The organism is Corynebacterium lehmanniae (assembly GCF_043161975.1).
Classification (GTDB): Bacteria; Actinomycetota; Actinomycetes; order Mycobacteriales; family Mycobacteriaceae; genus Corynebacterium; species Corynebacterium lehmanniae.
Genome location: NZ_CP170998.1, coordinates 229,942 through 248,652, shown reverse-complemented (window position 1 = coordinate 248,652; position 18,711 = coordinate 229,942). Strand labels below are relative to the sequence as shown.

At 67.3% G+C, this 18,711-nt stretch carries 14 protein-coding genes; 4 read left to right on the top strand and 10 right to left on the bottom strand.

Translation table 11 applies throughout. The features are described from left to right. The first annotated feature begins 179 nt into the window (after positions 1-179). Positions 180-9,197 carry a Rib/alpha-like domain-containing protein gene (locus ACF3NP_RS01200; protein ID WP_392398847.1) on the top strand — a complete coding sequence of 3,006 codons (9,018 nt, stop codon included), beginning with the start codon at positions 180-182 and terminating at the stop codon, positions 9,195-9,197. A 10-nt stretch (positions 9,198-9,207) separates the two neighbouring features. On the opposite strand, the gene ACF3NP_RS01195 is transcribed toward ACF3NP_RS01200, so the two are convergent. The 9 genes from ACF3NP_RS01195 to ACF3NP_RS01155 form a co-directional block, all read right to left on the bottom strand. Then, positions 9,208-10,773, bottom strand: a complete 1,566-nt coding sequence (locus ACF3NP_RS01195) for a ComEC/Rec2 family competence protein (protein WP_181888914.1) — start codon at positions 10,771-10,773, stop codon at positions 9,208-9,210. Positions 10,774-10,775: 2 nt separating this feature from the next. Next, entirely contained in the window at positions 10,776-11,417 is a 642-nt protein-coding gene (locus ACF3NP_RS01190) for a ComEA family DNA-binding protein (RefSeq protein ID WP_181888915.1), read from the bottom strand. A 102-nt stretch (positions 11,418-11,519) separates the two neighbouring features. Beyond that, positions 11,520-12,320 carry a DegV family protein gene (locus tag ACF3NP_RS01185; RefSeq protein ID WP_181888916.1) on the bottom strand — a complete coding sequence of 267 codons (801 nt, stop codon included), beginning with the start codon at positions 12,318-12,320 and terminating at the stop codon, positions 11,520-11,522. Next, positions 12,321-12,953, bottom strand: a complete 633-nt coding sequence (locus ACF3NP_RS01180; RefSeq protein ID WP_181888917.1) for a histidine phosphatase family protein — start codon at positions 12,951-12,953, stop codon at positions 12,321-12,323. It abuts the gene before it with no gap. A 9-nt stretch (positions 12,954-12,962) separates the two neighbouring features. Beyond that, positions 12,963-13,436: a ribosome silencing factor gene (gene rsfS / locus ACF3NP_RS01175; RefSeq protein ID WP_181888918.1), complete on the bottom strand. Its 474-nt coding sequence runs from the start codon at positions 13,434-13,436 to the stop codon at positions 12,963-12,965. A 66-nt stretch (positions 13,437-13,502) separates the two neighbouring features. Then, a complete protein-coding gene (gene nadD / locus ACF3NP_RS01170) occupies positions 13,503-14,123 on the bottom strand; it encodes a nicotinate-nucleotide adenylyltransferase (RefSeq protein WP_181888919.1) in 621 nt (206 codons plus the stop codon). Positions 14,124-14,129: 6 nt separating this feature from the next. Next, on the bottom strand, positions 14,130-14,525 hold the full coding sequence (locus ACF3NP_RS01165) for a hypothetical protein (protein WP_181888920.1): 396 nt from the start codon (positions 14,523-14,525) through the stop codon (positions 14,130-14,132). Next, positions 14,525-15,463 carry a cutinase family protein gene (locus ACF3NP_RS01160; RefSeq protein WP_239306236.1) on the bottom strand — a complete coding sequence of 313 codons (939 nt, stop codon included), beginning with the start codon at positions 15,461-15,463 and terminating at the stop codon, positions 14,525-14,527. Before ACF3NP_RS01160 ends, ACF3NP_RS01165 begins: the two co-directional genes overlap by 1 nt. 9 nt (positions 15,464-15,472) lie before the next feature. Beyond that, on the bottom strand, positions 15,473-16,759 hold the full coding sequence (locus ACF3NP_RS01155; RefSeq protein WP_181888921.1) for a glutamate-5-semialdehyde dehydrogenase: 1,287 nt from the start codon (positions 16,757-16,759) through the stop codon (positions 15,473-15,475). Between the two features lie 70 nt (positions 16,760-16,829). Between ACF3NP_RS01155 and ACF3NP_RS01150 the strand changes: the two genes are divergently transcribed. Then, positions 16,830-17,063: a hypothetical protein gene (locus tag ACF3NP_RS01150; protein WP_126857909.1), complete on the top strand. Its 234-nt coding sequence runs from the start codon at positions 16,830-16,832 to the stop codon at positions 17,061-17,063. Further along, positions 17,060-17,449: a type II toxin-antitoxin system VapC family toxin gene (locus tag ACF3NP_RS01145; protein WP_181888922.1), complete on the top strand. Its 390-nt coding sequence runs from the start codon at positions 17,060-17,062 to the stop codon at positions 17,447-17,449. Before ACF3NP_RS01150 ends, ACF3NP_RS01145 begins: the two co-directional genes overlap by 4 nt. On the opposite strand, the gene ACF3NP_RS01140 is transcribed toward ACF3NP_RS01145, so the two are convergent. Beyond that, a complete protein-coding gene (locus ACF3NP_RS01140) occupies positions 17,446-18,366 on the bottom strand; it encodes a D-isomer specific 2-hydroxyacid dehydrogenase family protein (RefSeq protein WP_181888923.1) in 921 nt (306 codons plus the stop codon). The genes ACF3NP_RS01145 and ACF3NP_RS01140 overlap by 4 nt on opposite strands. A gap of 141 nt (positions 18,367-18,507) precedes the next feature. On the opposite strand from ACF3NP_RS01140, the gene ACF3NP_RS01135 reads away from it, so the two are divergent. Further along, positions 18,508-18,705 (top strand): hypothetical protein, encoded by a 198-nt coding sequence (locus ACF3NP_RS01135; protein WP_181888924.1) that lies wholly within the window; start codon positions 18,508-18,510, stop codon positions 18,703-18,705. Positions 18,706-18,711 lie beyond the last annotated feature (6 nt).

Here is an 18,711-nt window from a genome sequence, read left to right as displayed (position 1 = left end):
CAGAGCGACTCCGCACCGGGGTTTTCCCCACAAACCCACAGGGTTTTTAGTATCCGTAAACCCTGGCAAATTCCGCAGTGAGTCTTCATACTTGTATTGGAGACTGCGCAAAGCGTCACCGCCCGCGAGCATCCGCGCGCCAGTACCGGACCGGCACAACACAACAGAAGGACCCCCCTTTGAGCACGCACCTGACCTCCCGTCGACGCGGCACCTCCATCGCTGCCGCCGCACTTGCCCTCGCCACCGTTGCCCCGCTTACGCATGTGGTGGCCTCCCCCGACACTGCCCCAGAAGCTGAGGCTGTGACCAACAGCAGTCCGGCCGACCCGAAGTGGTCTGCCCCGGCCGGAACCATCGACGCAGACGCCATCAAAAACGGCTACGTCAACAGCGCCATCGACCTCACAAACGCCGGGAGCCTGCTGTCCGGGCGCGTCGGCGTCATGGAGTCAACCGCGCCGTCGAGCATCAGCGACTCCATGGGTCTCAACGGTGTCACCGTGTTGATGCAGTTCCGCGACTCCGACGGCACACTTTCCCCCGTCTACGCAGCCCAGTCCCAGGCCCTCAAGGGGCAGGCCGCCGGCGCGTACGCCTTCGACCTCCGCATGCGCGACGCCAAGGGCAACCTGGTCAAGGACAAAAAGGGCAACTACGTCTCCTTCTACGACGCCAACGGCAAGCCCCACCTGTTCGACGCCTCCGGCGTGGGCAACGGCCAGCAGGCGTACCGCCTGTGGGTGGCTGAGAAGGACATGGTCAACCCGGAAACCGGCAACCCGTACGTCTACACCCGCCAATCCGGCGGCATCGTGCCCAACTCCTGGGTCGGCGTGGCGCCGGGCTCTGGCCAGTACCCCGCGGACGCGTCCGGCATGTTCCAGCTGGTTGGTCAGAATATCCAGCGCACCGGCATCTTCCTCACCGAGGTGGTAGACCCCGCCAAAAGCTACATGTCCGCCCCCAACGTCAAGGTCGATCCTCTCGGCCCGCTGAACAACCCGGCAACCACGCTTTCTGTCAAAGACACCATCTCCGGTTTCGTGTGGATGGACACGCTCAAAGGCGACCGCCAGGTCGGCCCGCCAACCCGCAACACGGGCAACGGCGACACCAACCTCGAGGGCTACAACGTCTTCGCCTCGGTGCTGACCCCCGAAGCCCAAAAGCGCGTCGAGGCCATTGAAAAAGATTCCAAGATCACGCTGGCGCAGCGAGCGGGCGCTATCAAGGCCATGCTCGAGGAAATGCGGGCTGCCGGCAACGAACCGATCGCGGTAACCGTCACCGGAAAGACCGACGAAAACGGCCAGTACACCCTGCGCACCGACTACAAGGAACTCTCCGGCAACTCGCGCATGTACATGTGGGTCACGGACCAGAACGGCCAGCAGGTCAACGCGTACTCACCTTTTCCCACCCCGGTGTTCCAGGAGTACAACGACAACGCCGGCGAGGCTCCCCACCCCGCCGCGGCCATCGTGCCGGGCATGAACCCCGCGCCGGACAACTTCTACAACTTCGGCTTTGCGGTCGTGCCCTACGGGCCGGTGAAGTTGGACATTCCCAACTACGACCAGCTGCTGAACCCGTCGCCGCTGAACGGCACGGCGCAGCTCAACGTCACGGGCACGCTGCCGCCGGTGCCGGGCAACCGCATCGTCTGGCGTAACGAAACCACGGGCAAGGTGGTCAAGGAGTGCCCGGTGTCCTCGCTTTCGGACGCAAACGCGTGCACCTTCCCGGTGTCCGCGGACCCCACCGCCGCCCCCGGAACCGTGTACTCGGCAACCCTCTACAGCGGCATCGACGACCTGCTCGCGTCTGACTCCTTTATTGTGGCCAAGGGCCAAAACGCGATGAGCCAGCCGGCCTACCCCGCCAAGGAAACCTTCCCTGGCAAGGCCGTCACACTGAACCAGACGGACACGTCCGTTCCGGCGGACACGACGTTCACCTTCGGCACGCCTGTCGACGCCTCCGGTGCCCCCGTTTCCGGCTGGACTACGCAGGCAGCTTCGGATGCGGGCACCGGCGGGTTCACCGCCACCCCGCCCGCCGGCACCGCGCCCGGCGAGTACACGATCCCCGTGCAGGTGGTCTACCCGGACCGCTCGCAGGAGACGGTCTTCGCCAAAGTCACCGTCACACCGACCCCGCAGGCGGAGGAGTTCACCCCGCAGGGCCAAACCACGGAGGCCATCGTGGGCACCTCTGTGCCGGAGGCGCGCTCCGCTATCGCCAATGTGGTGGACCTGCCTGCGGACGCGACCTACACCTGGGAAACCGCGCCCGCCACCGACAAGGTGGGCGACGTCCCGGCTGTGGTGCTGGTGCGCTACCCCGACGGCTCCGTCGACCGTGTGGATGTGACGGTGCGGATCACCCCTGCTCCGACGAAGCCGCTGGACCAGACCAACGACCCAGCCGGGCAAGACCAGACGGTCAACCTGAATGAGGCGCCGAACGCGAACGCCTCCATCGCCAACGCCGACGACATGCCCGCCGGTACGTTTTTCACCTACAAAACTCCGGTGGACACCTCCACGTCCGGCGAAAAGGACGCCGTGGTGGTGGTGACCTACCCGGACGACTCCTTCGAGGAGGTGTCGGTGAAGGTGTACGTGCGCACCCAGGAGCAGCAGTACGACCCGTCCGGCACCACCCAGGAGGTCGATCATGGGGAGGCGGTGGACCCGAAGGCGTCGATAAGCAACGCCAGTGACCTGCCGAAGGGCACCACCTTCGCCTTTGAGAAGCAGCCGGATACCTCCACCCCCGGCACGAAGGACGCCGTGGTGGTGGTGACCTACCCCGACGGCACCACCGAGAAGGTGTCGGTGAAGATCGACGTCACCCCGCTGAACAGCCAATTCGACCCGCAACCTGCCGTGCAGGTGGTCAACCAGGGCGACGCCCTCGATCCGGAGCTGTCGCTCGTGCCCAACCAGCAGCGGCCTAGCGGCACCACCTTCGAATGGGCCACCACCCCCGACACCGCCACGCCGGGGATGAAGGACGGCGTGGTGCGCGTGACGTACCCGGACGGCACCACCGACGACGTCAAGGTGCAGGTGGAGGTCCGCACCCAGGCCGAGCAGTACGCGCCGGTGGCGAAAACGCAGACCGTCGACAACGGTGCGACGCCGAAGGCACAAGACTCCCTCGTCGACACCGCATCGCTGCCGAAGGGCACCACGTTCGAATGGGAGGAAGCGCCCGACACCTCCTCGCCGAGGTCGAAGGACGCCGTCGTCGTGGTCACCTACCCCGACGGGTCCACCGAAAAGATCCCGGTGAGCGTGGTTGTGCGCACGCAGGCCGACGCGCTCACCCCCGAGAGCCAGGACCGCACCGTGGACAACGGCAGCACGTTGGACCCGAAGGACTCCATCACCAACGCCGGCGACCTGCCGGAGGGCACCAAGTTCGCCTTTGAGACGCAGCCTTCGACCGACAAACCAGGCACGTACACCACCAACGTCATCGTCACCTACCCCGACGGCAGCGTGGACACAGTGCCGGTGAAGGTCACCGTGCGCCCGCTTTCGGACACCACTGACCCGAAGGGCGCCGACATCACCGTCGACAACGGCGGAGCAGTCACCCCCGAAGACGTGCTGACAAACGAGGCCGACTTGCCGGAAGGCACCACGCTCGCGCTGGAGAACCCGGTGGACACCTCGAAGCCGGGCAAGCAAGAGGTCACCGTTGTTGTCACCTACCCGGATGGCTCCACCGAGAAGGTCACCACAACCGTTACGGTGCGCCCGCAGGCGGACACCAACTCCCCCGTGGGCCAGGACATCGACGTGGTCGAAGGCGCCGCGGCGTACCCCGAGTCGGCGATCACCAACATCGGCGACCTGCCCGTCGGCACCACCTTTACCTGGGCCACCGAGCCGGACACCAGCGCAACCGGCACCCAGGACGCGGTCGTGCGCGTGACCTACCCGGACGGCTCCACCGAGGACGTGCCGGTCAAGGTCAACGTCACGCCGAAGCCCGCCGAGCCGATGAACACGACCAACGATCCAGCCGGCCAGGACGTCACCGTCAAGGCCACCAGCGCGCTGAACGCCCGCGATGCCGTGGCGGACGCGGACTCGCTGCCGGCTGGCACGCACTTTGAGTTCGTCAACCCGCCGTCGACGGACAAGCCCGGCACGTTCGACAACGTCGAGGTGCGCGTGGTGTACCCGGACGACACGGTCGACACCATCACCGTGACAGTCACCGTCACCCCGCTTGCGGACGACTACGCTCCTGCCGCCGCGGAGCAGACCGTGGACAACGGCGCCACCCCGGACGCCGCCGCATCCATCGGCAACCTTTCGGACCTGCCAGCCGGCACGAAGGTGGAATGGGACAACACGCCTGACACATCCTCCCCCGGCGACAAGACCGGCACCGTGAAAGTGACCTACCCCGACGGCTCCACCGACACCGTCGAGGTCACCGTCACCGTGCGGCCGCAGGCCGACACCTCCACGCCCGCGCCTAAGGCGCGCACCGTGGAAAACGGCGCCAAGGACCTGCGCCCGGAGGATTCCATCGCCAACACCGACGACCTGCCCGGCGCGACCTACACCTGGCAGACGCCACCGGACACCAGCAAGACCGGCGTCCAGGACGTCTCCATCACCGTCACCTACCCGGACGGCTCCTCCGAGGTGGTCACAACCCAGATCGTTGTGAGCCCGCTTGCGGACGCGAACGAGCCGGCTGGCCAGCCGCAGACGGTGAATAGGGATGCTGCGGTGGACCCGAAGGCGTCGATAAGCAACGCAAACGACCTGCCCGAGGGCACCACCTTCACCTTCGAATCCCCCGTGGACACCGCGACTTCCGGCGCCAAGGACGCGGTGGTGCTGGTAACCTACCCGGACGGCTCCGTCGACCGTGTTGCTGTGCAGGTCAGCGTGCGCACCGACGAACAGTACTACGCGCCCGCCGGCAGGACGCAGACCGTCAACATCGGCGACGAGCCGGCGCCCGCCGCCTCCATCGTCAACCCGGATTCGCTGCCGGTGGGCACCAAGCTGACCTGGGAGACGGCGCCGGACACCTCGAGCGGCGGCGCGAAGGACGCCGTGGTGCGCGTGGAGTACCCCGACGGAACCAGCGAAACCGTAAGCGTGACCGTGAGCGTCCGCTCCAACAAGCAGCAGTACACCCCGCACGCGGGTCTGCAAACGGTGGACAAGGGCGCGCAGCCGCAGGCCGCCGACTCCGTGGACAACGCCGACGAGCTGCCTGAGGGCACGGAATTTAGCTGGGTAAGCCAGCCCGACACCTCCTCGCCCGGGCAGAAGACCGGCGAGGTGCTGGTGACCTACCCCGACGGCACTTCGGAGACCCTCACCGTTGTGGTGCAGGTGCGTAACGACGCTGAGATGCACGATCCCACCACCGCCGACCAGGTGGTGAACCAGGGCCAGGCCGCCGACCCGCGCGCGTCGGTATCCGGCGACCTGCCGGACGGCACGAACCTCAGCTGGGAGCAGCCGGTGGACACCTCCACTTCGGGCGTGAAGGACGCCGTTGTCGTGGTGACCTACCCGGACGGATCCGTCGACCGCGTGCCGGCGAAGGTCATCGTGCGCACCCACACCGACCAGTACGACGCTGCGGGCCAGGACATCACCGCTGTCGAGGGCGTCGACGCGCCGCCGGCGCGCACCGCCATCGCCAACGTGGCGGAGCTGCCGGCCGATGCCGTCTACACGTGGTCGGTCGCGCCGGATACCGCTGCGACCGGCGACGTCCCGGCCGTCGTGCTGGTGACCTACCCGGACGGCACGGTGGACCGCGTCCCGGTCACCGTCCACGTTGTCGCGGCGCCGAAGACCCCGATGAACGAGCAGTACGAGCCGAAGTCCGCCGAACAGACCGTCAACGTCGGCGACAGCGTCGTGCCACGCGTTTCCGTGGGCAACGTGGACGACCTACCGGCCGGCACCCACTTCGAGTTCACCCAGCCGGTGGACACCTCCACCCCGGGCAATAAGGACGCCGAGGTGCTAGTGACCTACCCGGACGGAACGACCGACACTGTGAAGGTCACTGTTGCCGTGCGCTCCCAGGCCGACCAGTTCTCCCCGGAGGGCCAGCCGCAGAGCACCAACAACGGACAAGTGCCAGCGGCCACCAGCTCGATTGCCAACGCCTCCGAGCTGCCTGCCGGCACCACGGTGACCTGGAAGACCGAGCCGGACGTCTCCGCCCCGGGCGATAAGGACGCCGAAGTGCTTGTGACCTACCCCGACGGTTCCACTGAGACCGTGAAGGTGAAAGTCAACGTCCGCGAGCAGTCCGAGCAGTTCAACCCGGCCGGTAAGGACCAGCCCGTGAAGGAAGGCGATGCCCCTGAGGCGTCCGCGTCTATTGCCAACCCGGAGCTGCTCCCCGAGGGCACCACGATTACTTGGGAGGACGCCCCGGACACCTCTACTCCGGGCGCAAAGCAGGCCACAGTGGTGGTGACCTACCCGGACGGCACCACGGACAAGGTCAACGTCCAAGTTGCCGTCGGTTCCATGGCTGACCAGCACGACCCGGTTGGAAAGGACCAGAGTGTCACCAGCGGCGATGTGCCGCAGGCCGGAAACTCCGTGGCGGATGTGGCCGACCTTCCCGCGGGGACCACATTCGGCTGGGAAACCGCCCCGGACACCTCTACCCCGGGCGCAAAGCAGGCCACAGTGGTGGTGACCTACCCGGACGGCTCCACGGACACCGTGGACGTCACCGTTGACGTGGCGAGCCAGGCTGACACGCACGACCCGCAGGGCCAGGGTATCCAGGCCGTGGTGGACATTCCTGCGCCGAACGCCGCGGCCGCTATCGCCAACGCGTCCGACCTGCCAGCCGGCACCACCATCACCTGGGACAGCGAGCCCGACACCTCCACACCTGGCACCACTGCCGCAACTGTGGTGGTGACCTACCCGGACAAGACCGAGGACCGGGTGCCGGTGGAGGTCACCGTCATCGAGGCCCCCGCGACCCCGATGAACGAGTCCCACCAGCCAGACACCCGCCCGGTGTTTACGAAGCAGCTTGTCGGCGCCCCTTCGGCCGCCACCGCCGTCGTCAACGCCGGCACCTTCCCGCCGGGCACCCACATCGAGTGGACCACCGAGCCGGACACCTCCGTGCCCGGCGAGCAGACAGCGTCGATCACCGTGACCTACCCGGACGGCACCAAGGACGTCGTGGAGACCACCCTGACCGTGGGTGAATCGCTGTCCACCACGCACACCCCGTTCTGGAACCAGACCCACGCCCAGCCAGGTGCCAAGGTGACCCTGCCGCAGATCGGCGACCGCTCCTTGCCGGCCGGCACCACGTTCACCGTGGACAACCCGGCGTTTGTCATCGCCGACAACGGCACTGTGTACTTCACCGTGCCGGCGGACGCGAAGCCCGGCGATGTGTTCACGACCACCGTGACCATCCGCTACCCGGACGGCTCGTACGAGACGGAGGAGATCCGGGTCACCGCCGAGCTGCCCTACAACCCGGGCTACGGCGACCCCGTCACCGCCGCGCTCGGCGGTTCCGGCACGTCGCTTCTGACCTTCGAGGTCGCTCCGGATGTCTCCGAAGCGCACATCACCGCAACGCACGACCACAACGGGCTATGGCAGATCTCCGACCCGGACGCCCGCGGCAACATCACCGCAGTGGGTCCGACGCTGGAGGCGCTGGCGAAGTTGTACACCGGCAAGGAATCGGTCGCGGAGCTCGCATCGCTTTTCGACGCCTCCGCCGACGTCACCGTCACCTACCGCCCAGGTGTGCCCGCCGACGAGGACGTCACCGCCCGGTTTACTCTCGTGGCCGTCGACGGCACGCCGATGGCGCAGGTCTCCGACTGGGACGGCGACGGCGTGTCCAACGAGGACGAGGTGAACAAGGGCACCAACCCGTTCGATCCGGCGTCTGTCCCGGCCGAGCCCGCTCCGGTGCCCGAAGCGCCCACCGACGTCTACCCACCGGAGGTGACCGTCACCCCGGGCGGCACCACCGAAATCCCGGCGCCGGCACTGCCTGACGACGCCACCGTCACCCCGGCACCCAGCGTGCCCGACTGGGTCGACGTCAAACCCGACGGCAGCGTCATCATCACCCCGCCGCAAGACGTCACGCCGGGCACCTACCCCGTCGAGGTCGAAATCACCCGCCCCGACAAGGACCCGAGCAACGCGGTCATCGACGTCACCGTCACCGAGCCCGAAAAGCCCACCGACGTCTACCCACCGGAGGTGACCGTCACCCCGGGCGGCACCACCGAAATCCCGGCGCCGGCACTGCCTGACGACGCCACCGTCACCCCGGCACCCAGCGTGCCCGACTGGGTCGACGTCAAACCCGACGGCAGCGTCATCATCACCCCGCCGCAAGACGTCACGCCGGGCACCTACCCCGTCGAGGTCGAAATCACCCGCCCCGACAAGGACCCGAGCAACGCGGTCATCGACGTCACCGTCACCGAGCCCGAAAAGCCCACCGACGCCTACCCACCGGAGGTGACCGTCACCCCGGGCGGCACCACCGAAATCCCGGCGCCGGCACTGCCTGACGACGCCACCGTCACCCCGGCACCCAGCGTGCCCGACTGGGTCGACGTCAAACCCGACGGCAGCGTCATCATCACCCCGCCGCAAGACGTCACGCCGGGCACCTACCCCGTCGAGGTCGAAATCACCCGCCCCGACAAGGACCCGAGCAACGCGGTCATCGACGTCACCGTCACCGAGCCCGCTCCGGTGCCCGAAAAGCCCACCGACACGGCCCCTGCGCCGTCCGGTTCCTCGGAACTGACGGATGAGGAGCGCGGTCGCTGCATCGCCACCGGCGTCGGGTTCGGCCTGCCGCTGCTCGCGTTGATCCCGATCGCGATCGGCTCGCAGGTCAGCCTGCCGTGGGTCGATGAGTTCTCGCAGCAAGCACACTCGGCACTGCAGGACTTCAACACCCAGCTGCAGCAGAAGACGGGCCTGTACAACCCAGATGTTGCACAGCAGGTGGACAGCATCAACCGCCAGTTGCAGGCGTTCGGCCGCGAGCACGGCACGTTGATCGGCGGCGCCGGCGCGGTCGCCGTGGCAGCACTCGTTGTCACGCTGCTGTGGAAGAACTGCACCCCGGGCGAGCAGCTGAGCTCCGATTCGAGCAGCCAGAAGTAGCGGCGTTTGCTTAGTCGTTGGGGAAGATGACGGGGATACCCTCCCGCGTGGCCACCGGGCGGCCGCGCGGTGGGCCGCCTTCCACAACGACGACGATCTGGGCCCACCCTGGTACCGGCTCCACCTCATCGATGGTGTCCACCACGTGGGCGCGCAGCCCGGCCGGGTCCACGGGCGCGGGGTGCTCGGGTGCCGTGAACAGCACCAGGCAGGCGGCCGCCGCGCACACGGTGGCGCGGGGGCGGCCCGTCAAAAACCCGGCGAGCACCCACCCGTAGACCACAAGAGCGGTCAATGGGGTCGCCGAAACCGTCGCACTAGGCAGCCCCGCGCCGATCTTCGCCACCGTGTGCACCCACCACGCCAACGGCTCGACGCACCACAGCACCGGCACCTCCAGCCCGCCGGGCAAAAGCGACGCCACCGCCGCGATGAGCCCGAGCACCGTCACCGGCCCCACCACCGGTGCGACCAGCACGTTGGCACCGACCGAGACCAGCGAGACTTTGCCGGCCATCATCGCCACGATGGGCATGGTGGCCAGGTCCGCCGCCACCGCCACAGCAAGGGCGCGAACGAGGATGTCCGGCCAGCCAGTCACCGCCAGTGCGCGGTACAACAGCGGGTAGAGCGCCACGATGCCCGCCGTCGCCGCCACCGACAGGGCGAAGCCGTAGTGCACCGCGAGGTCCGAATCCACCAGCACCAACCCGATAACGGACAGGCACAGCGCGTGGATGGGCTCGGCCTGCCGGGAGGCGAGCACCGCGACCAGCCCCACCAGGCCGGACACCGAGGCGCGCAACACGCTCGGCTCCGGGCCAACCAGCCCGGCGTAGACCAGCAGGGCCACCGCCGAGGCCGCGATCCTGCCGCGCAACCCCGCCCTCAAAGCGGCCGCGGCCACCGTGGCGAAAGTGGCCACGATCGCGATATTCGCCCCGGACACGGCGGACAAATGTGACAGGCCTGTGTCGATGTACATCTGTTGTTCGGCTGGCGGTTGCAGGGAGACGTCGCCAAGCACCATGCCCGGAATGAGCCCGCGCGCACCCTCGCCCACCTGCGCCTCCACCGCCGCGGCGAAAGTCGTGCGCACGTGGTGGGCGAACGCCGCTAATCCGCGAGGCGGGCCAAGGACCTCGACGTCGCCGTTGAGCACGAACGGGTTCACGCCCGGCACGCCAGATTCTTTGGACACACCACGGCCCACCACGTGCGCGCCGGCGACCGCACCGTCGGGCAGCTCCTCGGCAAACACCGGCGTCGTCGACGGCTGGCCGGGCACCTTCACCCTCACCAGGTAGGCGCCCGACTCGGTCTGCTTCGGGGTGCCGCTGACGGTGCCCACGATCTCGGAGGCGGAGACGCTTGCGTGTTTGCGCACCGCCGCCGTGAGCGTCGCCGCCGCGCCGAGGCCCGCGGTCAGCACCGCCTGGCCATACTCGCGCGCGAGCAGGCAGCCGGCGGCGAGGACCCCGACAACAAGAAGCGCCGCCCACACCCCGAACAGGACGCAGCACGCCGCCGCGGCCCACACCGCCAGCGCTGCCGGCACCAGCCGCAGCTCCGACACCGCTACAGCCCCACCATGTCGCGCATGGCCTCGAACTTCGCGGGTCCGATGCCACGGACGTCCATGAGCTGCTCCACCGCGGTAAACGGCCCGTTGGCCTCGCGGTGGGCCACGATCGCCGCCGCGGTCGCCTCCCCCACCCCGGGCAGCGCGGTCAGCTCGGAGGCGGACGCGTTATTCAGCGACACCGTTCCAGCGTCAGGCGCGGCCGCTCCTCCGCCGCCTGCCGGGGGCGCGGCGCCGACGGCCTGGACGTGGATCTGCTGGCCGTCCACAAGCAGCTGCGCCTGGTTGTGCGCCAGTAAATCGGCGTGCGGCAGCGGCTGTGCGATCTGCAGGGCGTCGGCGATGCGGGAGCCCTCGTTCAGCGTCATCAGTCCCGGGTTGGCCACCTCCCCCACCACGGCCACGACCACCACCCCGCTGACCTCGGTCGGCGAGGCCACCTGCTCCCAGTCGACGTCCCCCTCCGACCCGCCGCCACGCAGCAGCGCCCACGCACCCACTACAACCAGCAGCGCGACCACCGCCGCGGCGGCCGGCTTCACCGGCACGGACACACGCGGCGCGGGATAGCGCACGGCCAGGAGGTCCTCTTCCCCGGTGGGCCGGGTGAGCTCCTGGAGACGGTCGATGGCGTTCATGCCCGGCACGCTAAGCCGAGAACCCCCGCACCGGAAGCCCCCACCCGCAAACCTGTGGATAACGTTGTTGCGGCGTCACCAATCAGGGCGGGTTATCCACACCTACTGGGCAGATTCCCGAGAAGAAAAGACAACCGACAGCCCAATGGCGCCGGGGCCGGTGTGGACCGCGAGGACGTCGACAAGCGGCTCGCACATCACCCGCGAGCCCTCCGGCAACTCCGCCTCAAGCGAAGATGCCAGCTGCTCGGCCGCCTCCTCGGCGTCCGCGTGCTGGATCGCCGCGAACACCGGCTGCCCCTCGGCGCGCTCCACCACCAGCTCCGTGAGCTTGGCAAACGCCTTCGACTGGGTGCGGGTCTTGCCAGCAAGCTCCAGCTTGCCGTCGTGGATGCGCAAAATCGGCTTGTTAGCCAGAAGCGCCGCGGAGAGCACCGCGGTGCCGGTAGGCAGGCGCCCGGATTTGCGCAGGTCGTCGAGCTGGTGCAGGTACACCCACGTCTCGGAGCGGGCGAGCGTCGATTTCGCCATCGCCTCGCACGCCGCCAAGTCCCCGCCTTCCTGGGCCACGGTGGCGGCGGCCATGGCGGCCGCGCCGATGGTCATGCCGGCGGCGTCCGTCTCCACCACTTTCACCGTGCCGGGAAACACCGCGGACGCCGCCACGGCCGCGGACCACGTCGACGACAGCGCCTTGGACAGGTGCAGCGCGATCACCCCGTCGTCGCCGCCGCGCTCCAGCTGGCGCGCGTAGCAGGCCGCAAGCTCCAGCGAGGACAGCCCGGAGGTGCCCCTGTCCTCGCCGCTGCCCATGACGTGCATGTCGGCGACGGTGATGTCCAGCTCGCGGACGACCTCGGGCGGCAGCCCCGCCGAGGAATCCACCACCACGCGCACTGCCATTTAGTTCAGCCCCCGGTTCCAGGCTTCGAGGAACCAGCGGATCTTCGCCGGTTCGTCCAGGCGCGGCATCGCCACCAGCCGCGCCGTGTTCGCGTTGCCCAGCCCCTTGATCGCGGGGTACTGCGTCACCACGAAGCCCAGCAGCGACGCGGTCAGCGCGGCGATGGTGCCGCCGTGGGAGACCAAAAGCACGGCGGAGTTGTCCCACTCGTCGTAGTCGCGCATCAACTCGTCCACCACGGCCTGCGCGCGCGCCGCCACCTCGAGACGGCTTTCCCCGCGCGGCGGCGCCCACGTCGCGTCGGTGCGCCACACCGCCCGCGCACCTTCGTGCTCCGTGTCCACCTCGGTGTGGGTTTTGCCCTGCCAGTCGCCGAGGTGTGTTTCGCGCAGCCGCTTATCGACGTCTACAGTCAACCCCAAATCCGCCGCCACCACGTCAGCAGTGTTTTTCGCGCGCACGAGGTCGGAGGAGATAATCTTGGAAATACCCAGGTCACGCAGCTCTTTGGCGGCGGCGTGGGCCTGGTTCACACCGCGTTCGGAGAGCACGGTGTCCAGCTGCCCCTGCATGCGGGAGGTGGCGTTGTACTCCGTTTCGCCGTGGCGCAGCAGGATCAAACGTCGTTGCATGCGCGACGCCTAGAACTCGTCGTCTGCGGCCGCCGGGCCGTCGCCGGCCAGCGGCAGGTCCTCGATGTTCTGCGCCTCGCGCAGCTCGGCCTCGTTGCCGAAGGTGGCGGGGCGCTCGTAGGGCTCCAGGCCCTCGACCTCGATGGCCGGGCAGTCCGCGTACAGGCGGTCCAGGCCGTAGAACTCGCGCTCTGCCTCGCGCTGGATGTGCACGACGAAGTTGCCGTAATCCAGCAGCACCCAGCGGTTTTCGCGGTTGCCCTCGCGGCGCTTCGGCTCCACGCCCTCATCCGTCAGGTCGTCTTCGACCTCCTGGACGATGGCGGCGACCTGGCGCTCGTTGTCGGCGGAGACGATCACGAACACGTCCGTGATGGCCATGACGTTGGTGACGTCGATAACAGCGATGTTCTTGCCAAGCTTTTCGTCGGCCGCTTTGGCGGCAATCTTGGCCCGGTCGATGGAGATCTGCGGAGCGGTCAAGTGGCAAACCCTTCGTTGGTTGGACAGACCCCGCCATTGTCCCACGACACGGCCTAAGAGTGCTACTTAGGCATAGAGGGCGTTTTTGGTGATGTACTGCACCACCCCGTCCGGCACGAGGTACCACACGGGCCGGCCCTCGGCGGCACGCTCGCGGCAGTCGGTAGACGAGATGGCCATCGCCGGGATTTCCACCAGGTGCACGCGCTCCTGGATGTCGGCCGGCAGCATGTCCTCGCGCAGGTCGTAACCGGGGCGGGTCACGCCGACGAACTCGGCGAGCTGGAACATCTCTTCCCAGTCGTGCCAGGACATGATGGAGGCCAGCGCGTCGGCGCCGGTGATGAAGTACAGCTCCTCGTCCGGGAACTGCTCGCGCAGGTCCCGCAGCGTATCGATGGTGTACGTCGGCCCGTCGCGGTCGATGTCGACGCGGGAGACGGAAAAGCGCGGGTTGGAGGCGGTGGCGATCACCGTCATCAGGTAGCGGTCTTCCGCCGGGCTGATGGTCTTGCCCGCCTTCTGCCACGGCTGGCCGGTGGGCACGAAGATGACCTCGTCCAGGTTGAACCGGTCCGCCACCTCGCTGGCGGCGACCAGGTGGCCGTGGTGGATCGGGTCGAACGTGCCGCCCATGACCCCGATGCGCCGCGCCTGCTCCAAGGAAGCTGCGTAGTGCTCCGTCATGCGCCGTTACCTCGCCGGGGGAAGCATGCGGATGTCCACGGACTCGATGAACAGCAGTCCGGCGCCGAGCACCAGCGCGAGCAGTGCGCCGACCACGCCGACGACAGCACCGATGCTGAGCTCGTCGCGCGTGTCGTCCGCCCACTTGTTGGCGCTGCTCGAGGAGCCGGCGGCGACCTCGCGCTCCTTGCACACCTGCTTGCCGTCCACCTCCACCGGGATCGGGTTGCCCTTGGCGTCCAGGATCGGGTTGCCCTTGGCGTCCACTTCCCACTCACAGGTCTTTTCCACCGTCACGCGCTGCGTGGTGTCACGCGTGATGGTCTCCGCGCCCGCAGGCGCAACTGAAAGCGCGACGGCGCAAGCGGTCGCGGCGGCGGTGGTCCGAATCAGCTGGTTCATTAGCCGTACCGTACCTGATCCACGAAGCGCCCGAACGCGTCGGAGACTTGGTTGTCCCAGCGGGAGCTCCAGCGGAAGTAGCGGGCGTGGTTGCCGCCGGTGGCGCGGGAGGCCTCCAGCGTCTGCACGGACAAGTCGCACACGGCGTCCAGCGGCAGGCAGTAGTTGACGCGGTTGCGGGTCGCCGCGGCGGTCTTGGTGTTAAACGGCAGCGCGCCGAGGATGCCACCCGCGCCGCCGCCGCGCACGCCCACGGTGGACCAGTCGCCCGGGGCGGTGTTCGGGTTGCCAAAGTAGACCACGCCGGCGAGCTGGCCGCGCCGCGCCAGTTCACGCTCGTGCTCCAGCAGAATCATCGCGCCCTGGGAGTAGCCGGACAGGATGTACTTCGGGCGGCAGCCGGTGGCGCCCTGGTAGTCGTTGATCATCTGCATCACGCCACCCCGGCCGATTTTCACCGAGTCCAGGAACTGGTTCGAGGCCCTGCGCGCCATCATGAACATCGGGTTGGCCCACTGGATGGCAAGGCCGAGCGCCTGCAGCAGCGTCGACGGCACGGCGACCTCGGGCACGTCGTACTCCGGGAACGTCGCCGGGTAGTAGCGCGGCTCCAAGCCGATGACCTCGACGTCCTTCATCAGCGAGTTGCCGCCGTGGGTGGCGGTGTAGCGGCGCTCCGCGTGCTGGAGGAAGGCGCGGATGGTCTCCGCTTCCCAGCCGTTGGAGGTCCAGGCCGCCCCGCCCGAGTAGCGCGTGGGGTAGATCTGGGTGTTTTGGCCGGAGCCGCGGGCGGCGATGACGGCGACGGCCGGGCAGCGGGTTTGCGCGTCGGCTTCCTGCACGGGCGCGACGGGGGAAACTGTGGCTGTCACGGCGGTGGCGACAGCGGTGGCGAACAGGCCGAAGCGGGCGCGCCAGGAGGAACGGGATTTTTTCACGCGGATAGACTAGCGCACCTGGCCGGTACCTTCCAGGATCCATTTGGTGGTGGTCAGCTCCGGCAGCGCCATCGGTCCGCGGGCGTGCAGTTTCTGGGTGGAGATGCCGATTTCCGCCCCCATGCCGTATTGCTCCCCGTCCGTGAAGGCGGTCGATGCGTTGAGTACGACGGCGGCGGCGTCCACGGCGTCAGCGAACCGTCGCAAAGCATGTGCGTCCTGGGCCGCAATCGCCTCGGTGTGGCCGCTGGAGTAGTGCGCGATGTGGGCGATCGCCCCCTCGACGCCGTCCACGACCGCGCTCGCGATGTCCATGCTCAGGTACTCCTCGGCGAAATCGGCCTCGGTCGCAGGCGAAACGTCCGCACCAAACGCAGCATGCTTCTCGACGTCTCCGTGCACCTCAACCCCCGCAGCCTGCAACGCTGAGACGACCGCACGCTTGTCCTCGTCCGCGAGAGCCGCGTCAATGAGCACTGTCTCGGTGGCGTTGCACACGCTGACCCGGCGCGTCTTGCCGTTGATGAGCATCGCGATCGCCTTGTCCAGATCCGCGGAGGCGTCGATGTAGAAGTGACAGTTGCCCGTGCCCGTCTCAATGGTGGGCACGGTCGCGCCGGTGACCACCGCCTCGATCAGCCGGGCGCTGCCGCGGGGGATGACAACGTCGACAAGCCCACGCGCGGTGATGAGGTCCTGGACCGACTCGTGGGAGTCGCACGGCAGCAACTGCACCGCTTCGCGCGGCAGGTCGTGTGCCGCGAGGGTGTCCTGCAGTATTTCGACGAGCTTGTTGTTCGAGTGCCGCGCCGTCTTCGATCCGCGCAACAGCGCCACGTTGCCGGATTTCAGCGCTAGGCCGAACGCGTCGACGGTGACGTTCGGACGGGCCTCGTAGACCATGCCCATCACACCGAGCGGGACGCGCACCTTCTTCATCTGGATGCCGTTGGGCAGCGTGCGGCCGGTGAGCACCTCCCCCACCGGGTCCTGCAAGCTGGCCACCTGGCGCAGGCCGCCGGCGATGCCCTCGATGCGGTCCTGGTCGAGTGCAAGCCGGTCCAGCACCGACTCCGCCAGGCCATTTTGGCGGCCGGTTTCAAGGTCGCGGGCGTTGGCGTCGAGGATCTCCCCGGCGCGCTCCGTCAGCGCAGCGGCGGCCGCGAGCAGCACCGCGTCCTTCGCCGGGGTCGGCAGCGCGGCGATTATCGGCGCTACCTCCTTCGCGCGGCGCGCCTTCGCGAGCACCTCCTCGCGCTCGGCCTGTCGTTGCTGGTCAGTCTGCTGCGCACTCATGCGGCAATCCTAGCGCTAGACGATTACCAAAACCCTTGACACCGGCGCGAGGGTGGCCCACTATTTCGGTATGACCGATTTGCAGCTCTTCAACGTCCCGGAAAAGCTGGTGCGCGCTCTTGAAGCGCAGGCCCAGCTGCGGAACACCTCCGTGTCCGACGTTGCTGTTGACGAGCTGACATTCGCGCTCAACCGCCGCAAGCGTTCCGCGGCTCTGGCTCGTCTCGCCAATCTTCCCCGGGTGAGCACGAAGGGCGAGTCCATTGCCGAAGCTGTTCGCGCTGAACGGGATGCCAGGGCATGATTCTGGATACGTCCGCGGCAATCGAACTATTGCTACGTACTGAAAAGGGCGACCAAGTACTCGAGCTGATCTCTGCCGAAGACGCAGAAATCCACGCACCTCACCTACTGGTAACTGAAGTCGTGCAGGTAATGAGAAGACAGGTGCGTTCCAACGTTTTGGACGTGAGTAGAGCGGCCGAGTCTTTATCGATCTTGAGCGAGCTGGGTATCCAATTTCACGGACACCTTCCGCTCATGGCTCGAACCTGGCAGCTCCGCGAGAACGTTTCCGCTTACGACGCCACTTTCATAGCGCTTGCCGAAACGCTTAATCAGCCGCTCGTCACCGCAGATGCCCGCCTCGGTAACGCACCTGGATTCGGGGCTACCATACTGGTCATTTAGTACCCGGCGTCGACGTCGACCTCTGTGGCCATCTTCTCGCCCGCGGCGTAAAGCTCCCAGTTCTTCGCGGCCAGGCCGCCGATGCGGCGCTCCATGAACCGCGGGATGTTGGCCACGTGCGGGGTGATGACGCAGTTGTCCAGGCCCCACAGCTCGTGGTCGGCGGGCAGTGGCTCGGGCTCTGTGACATCGAGGCCGGCGCCGCGCAGGTGGCCGTCGGCAAGCGCTTGCGTGAGCGCCTGCGTATCGACGAGCGGCCCGCGCCCCACATTGACGACGACCGCAGTGTCCTTCATCTGCTCAATCCGCTGCGCATTCACCATATGGCGGGTTTCCTCCGTCAGCGGGGTGAGCAACACAAAGTAGTCATGATCTGCCCAGATCTCGCCAGCGTCCTTCATGGCAACGGAACGGTCCGCGCCGTCCACCGGGTTGCCCGAGCGGTTCACCGCAGTGATCTCCATGCCGAAGGGCTGAAGGAATCGGATCAGCGTCTTGCCGATGCCTCCGGCGCCGATGATCGCGAGCTTCTTGTTGTCGAAGAGGTACTCCTTCTCCTTGAACAGCTGCGTGTTGTTCCACTCGCGATCTACCGCTTTCATACGGTGCTCTACTGCCAGTAGGAGGGCGAGGGTGGATTCGGCGACGGTGTCGTCGTAAAGCCCACCCGCATTAGCAAAGCGCACGCCATTGGCCGCATGCTTGGACAGAATGCCGGCCTCCAGCAAACCTTCAATGCCGGCGTACTGGATCTGCACAACCTTCACGCTGTCCGGCAGCTCATCCGGGAAATCCTTCGGACCGCCACCGAACAACACGAGGTCCGGGTTGTCCTCAAGGGCGACGTGTTGATGTCCCTTCGCCTCCAGCGCAGCGATGGGTTCGTTTTTAGGCTTTGGCAAATACGTGAACTTCATGCCTACCCAGAGTATGGAAAAACTCGACCTCCGACCCCGGCATTCACACCCCGGCATTCACACCATTTAAGTGTCCAAGACCGCACCGGTGCCGCCCCTGGGAAACTGACAAACGAGTCCCGCGAACGTGCCAACGGACTCTTGAAACGTCTTCGTCAATTCGACGTGGTCATCGACTGCGACCCGTCCTCCCCACCCATCGTGGGCCTCACGAGCCTTCCGGGCTTCACCCACCTGCCACGCACAGTAGAAGACAAGAACTTCGTCATGAAGATCAAACCCGAAACTCGCATCACTCCGCTGGGTGACAAGATCTGGCGCATGGTCCTTCGGAGATAATCGACT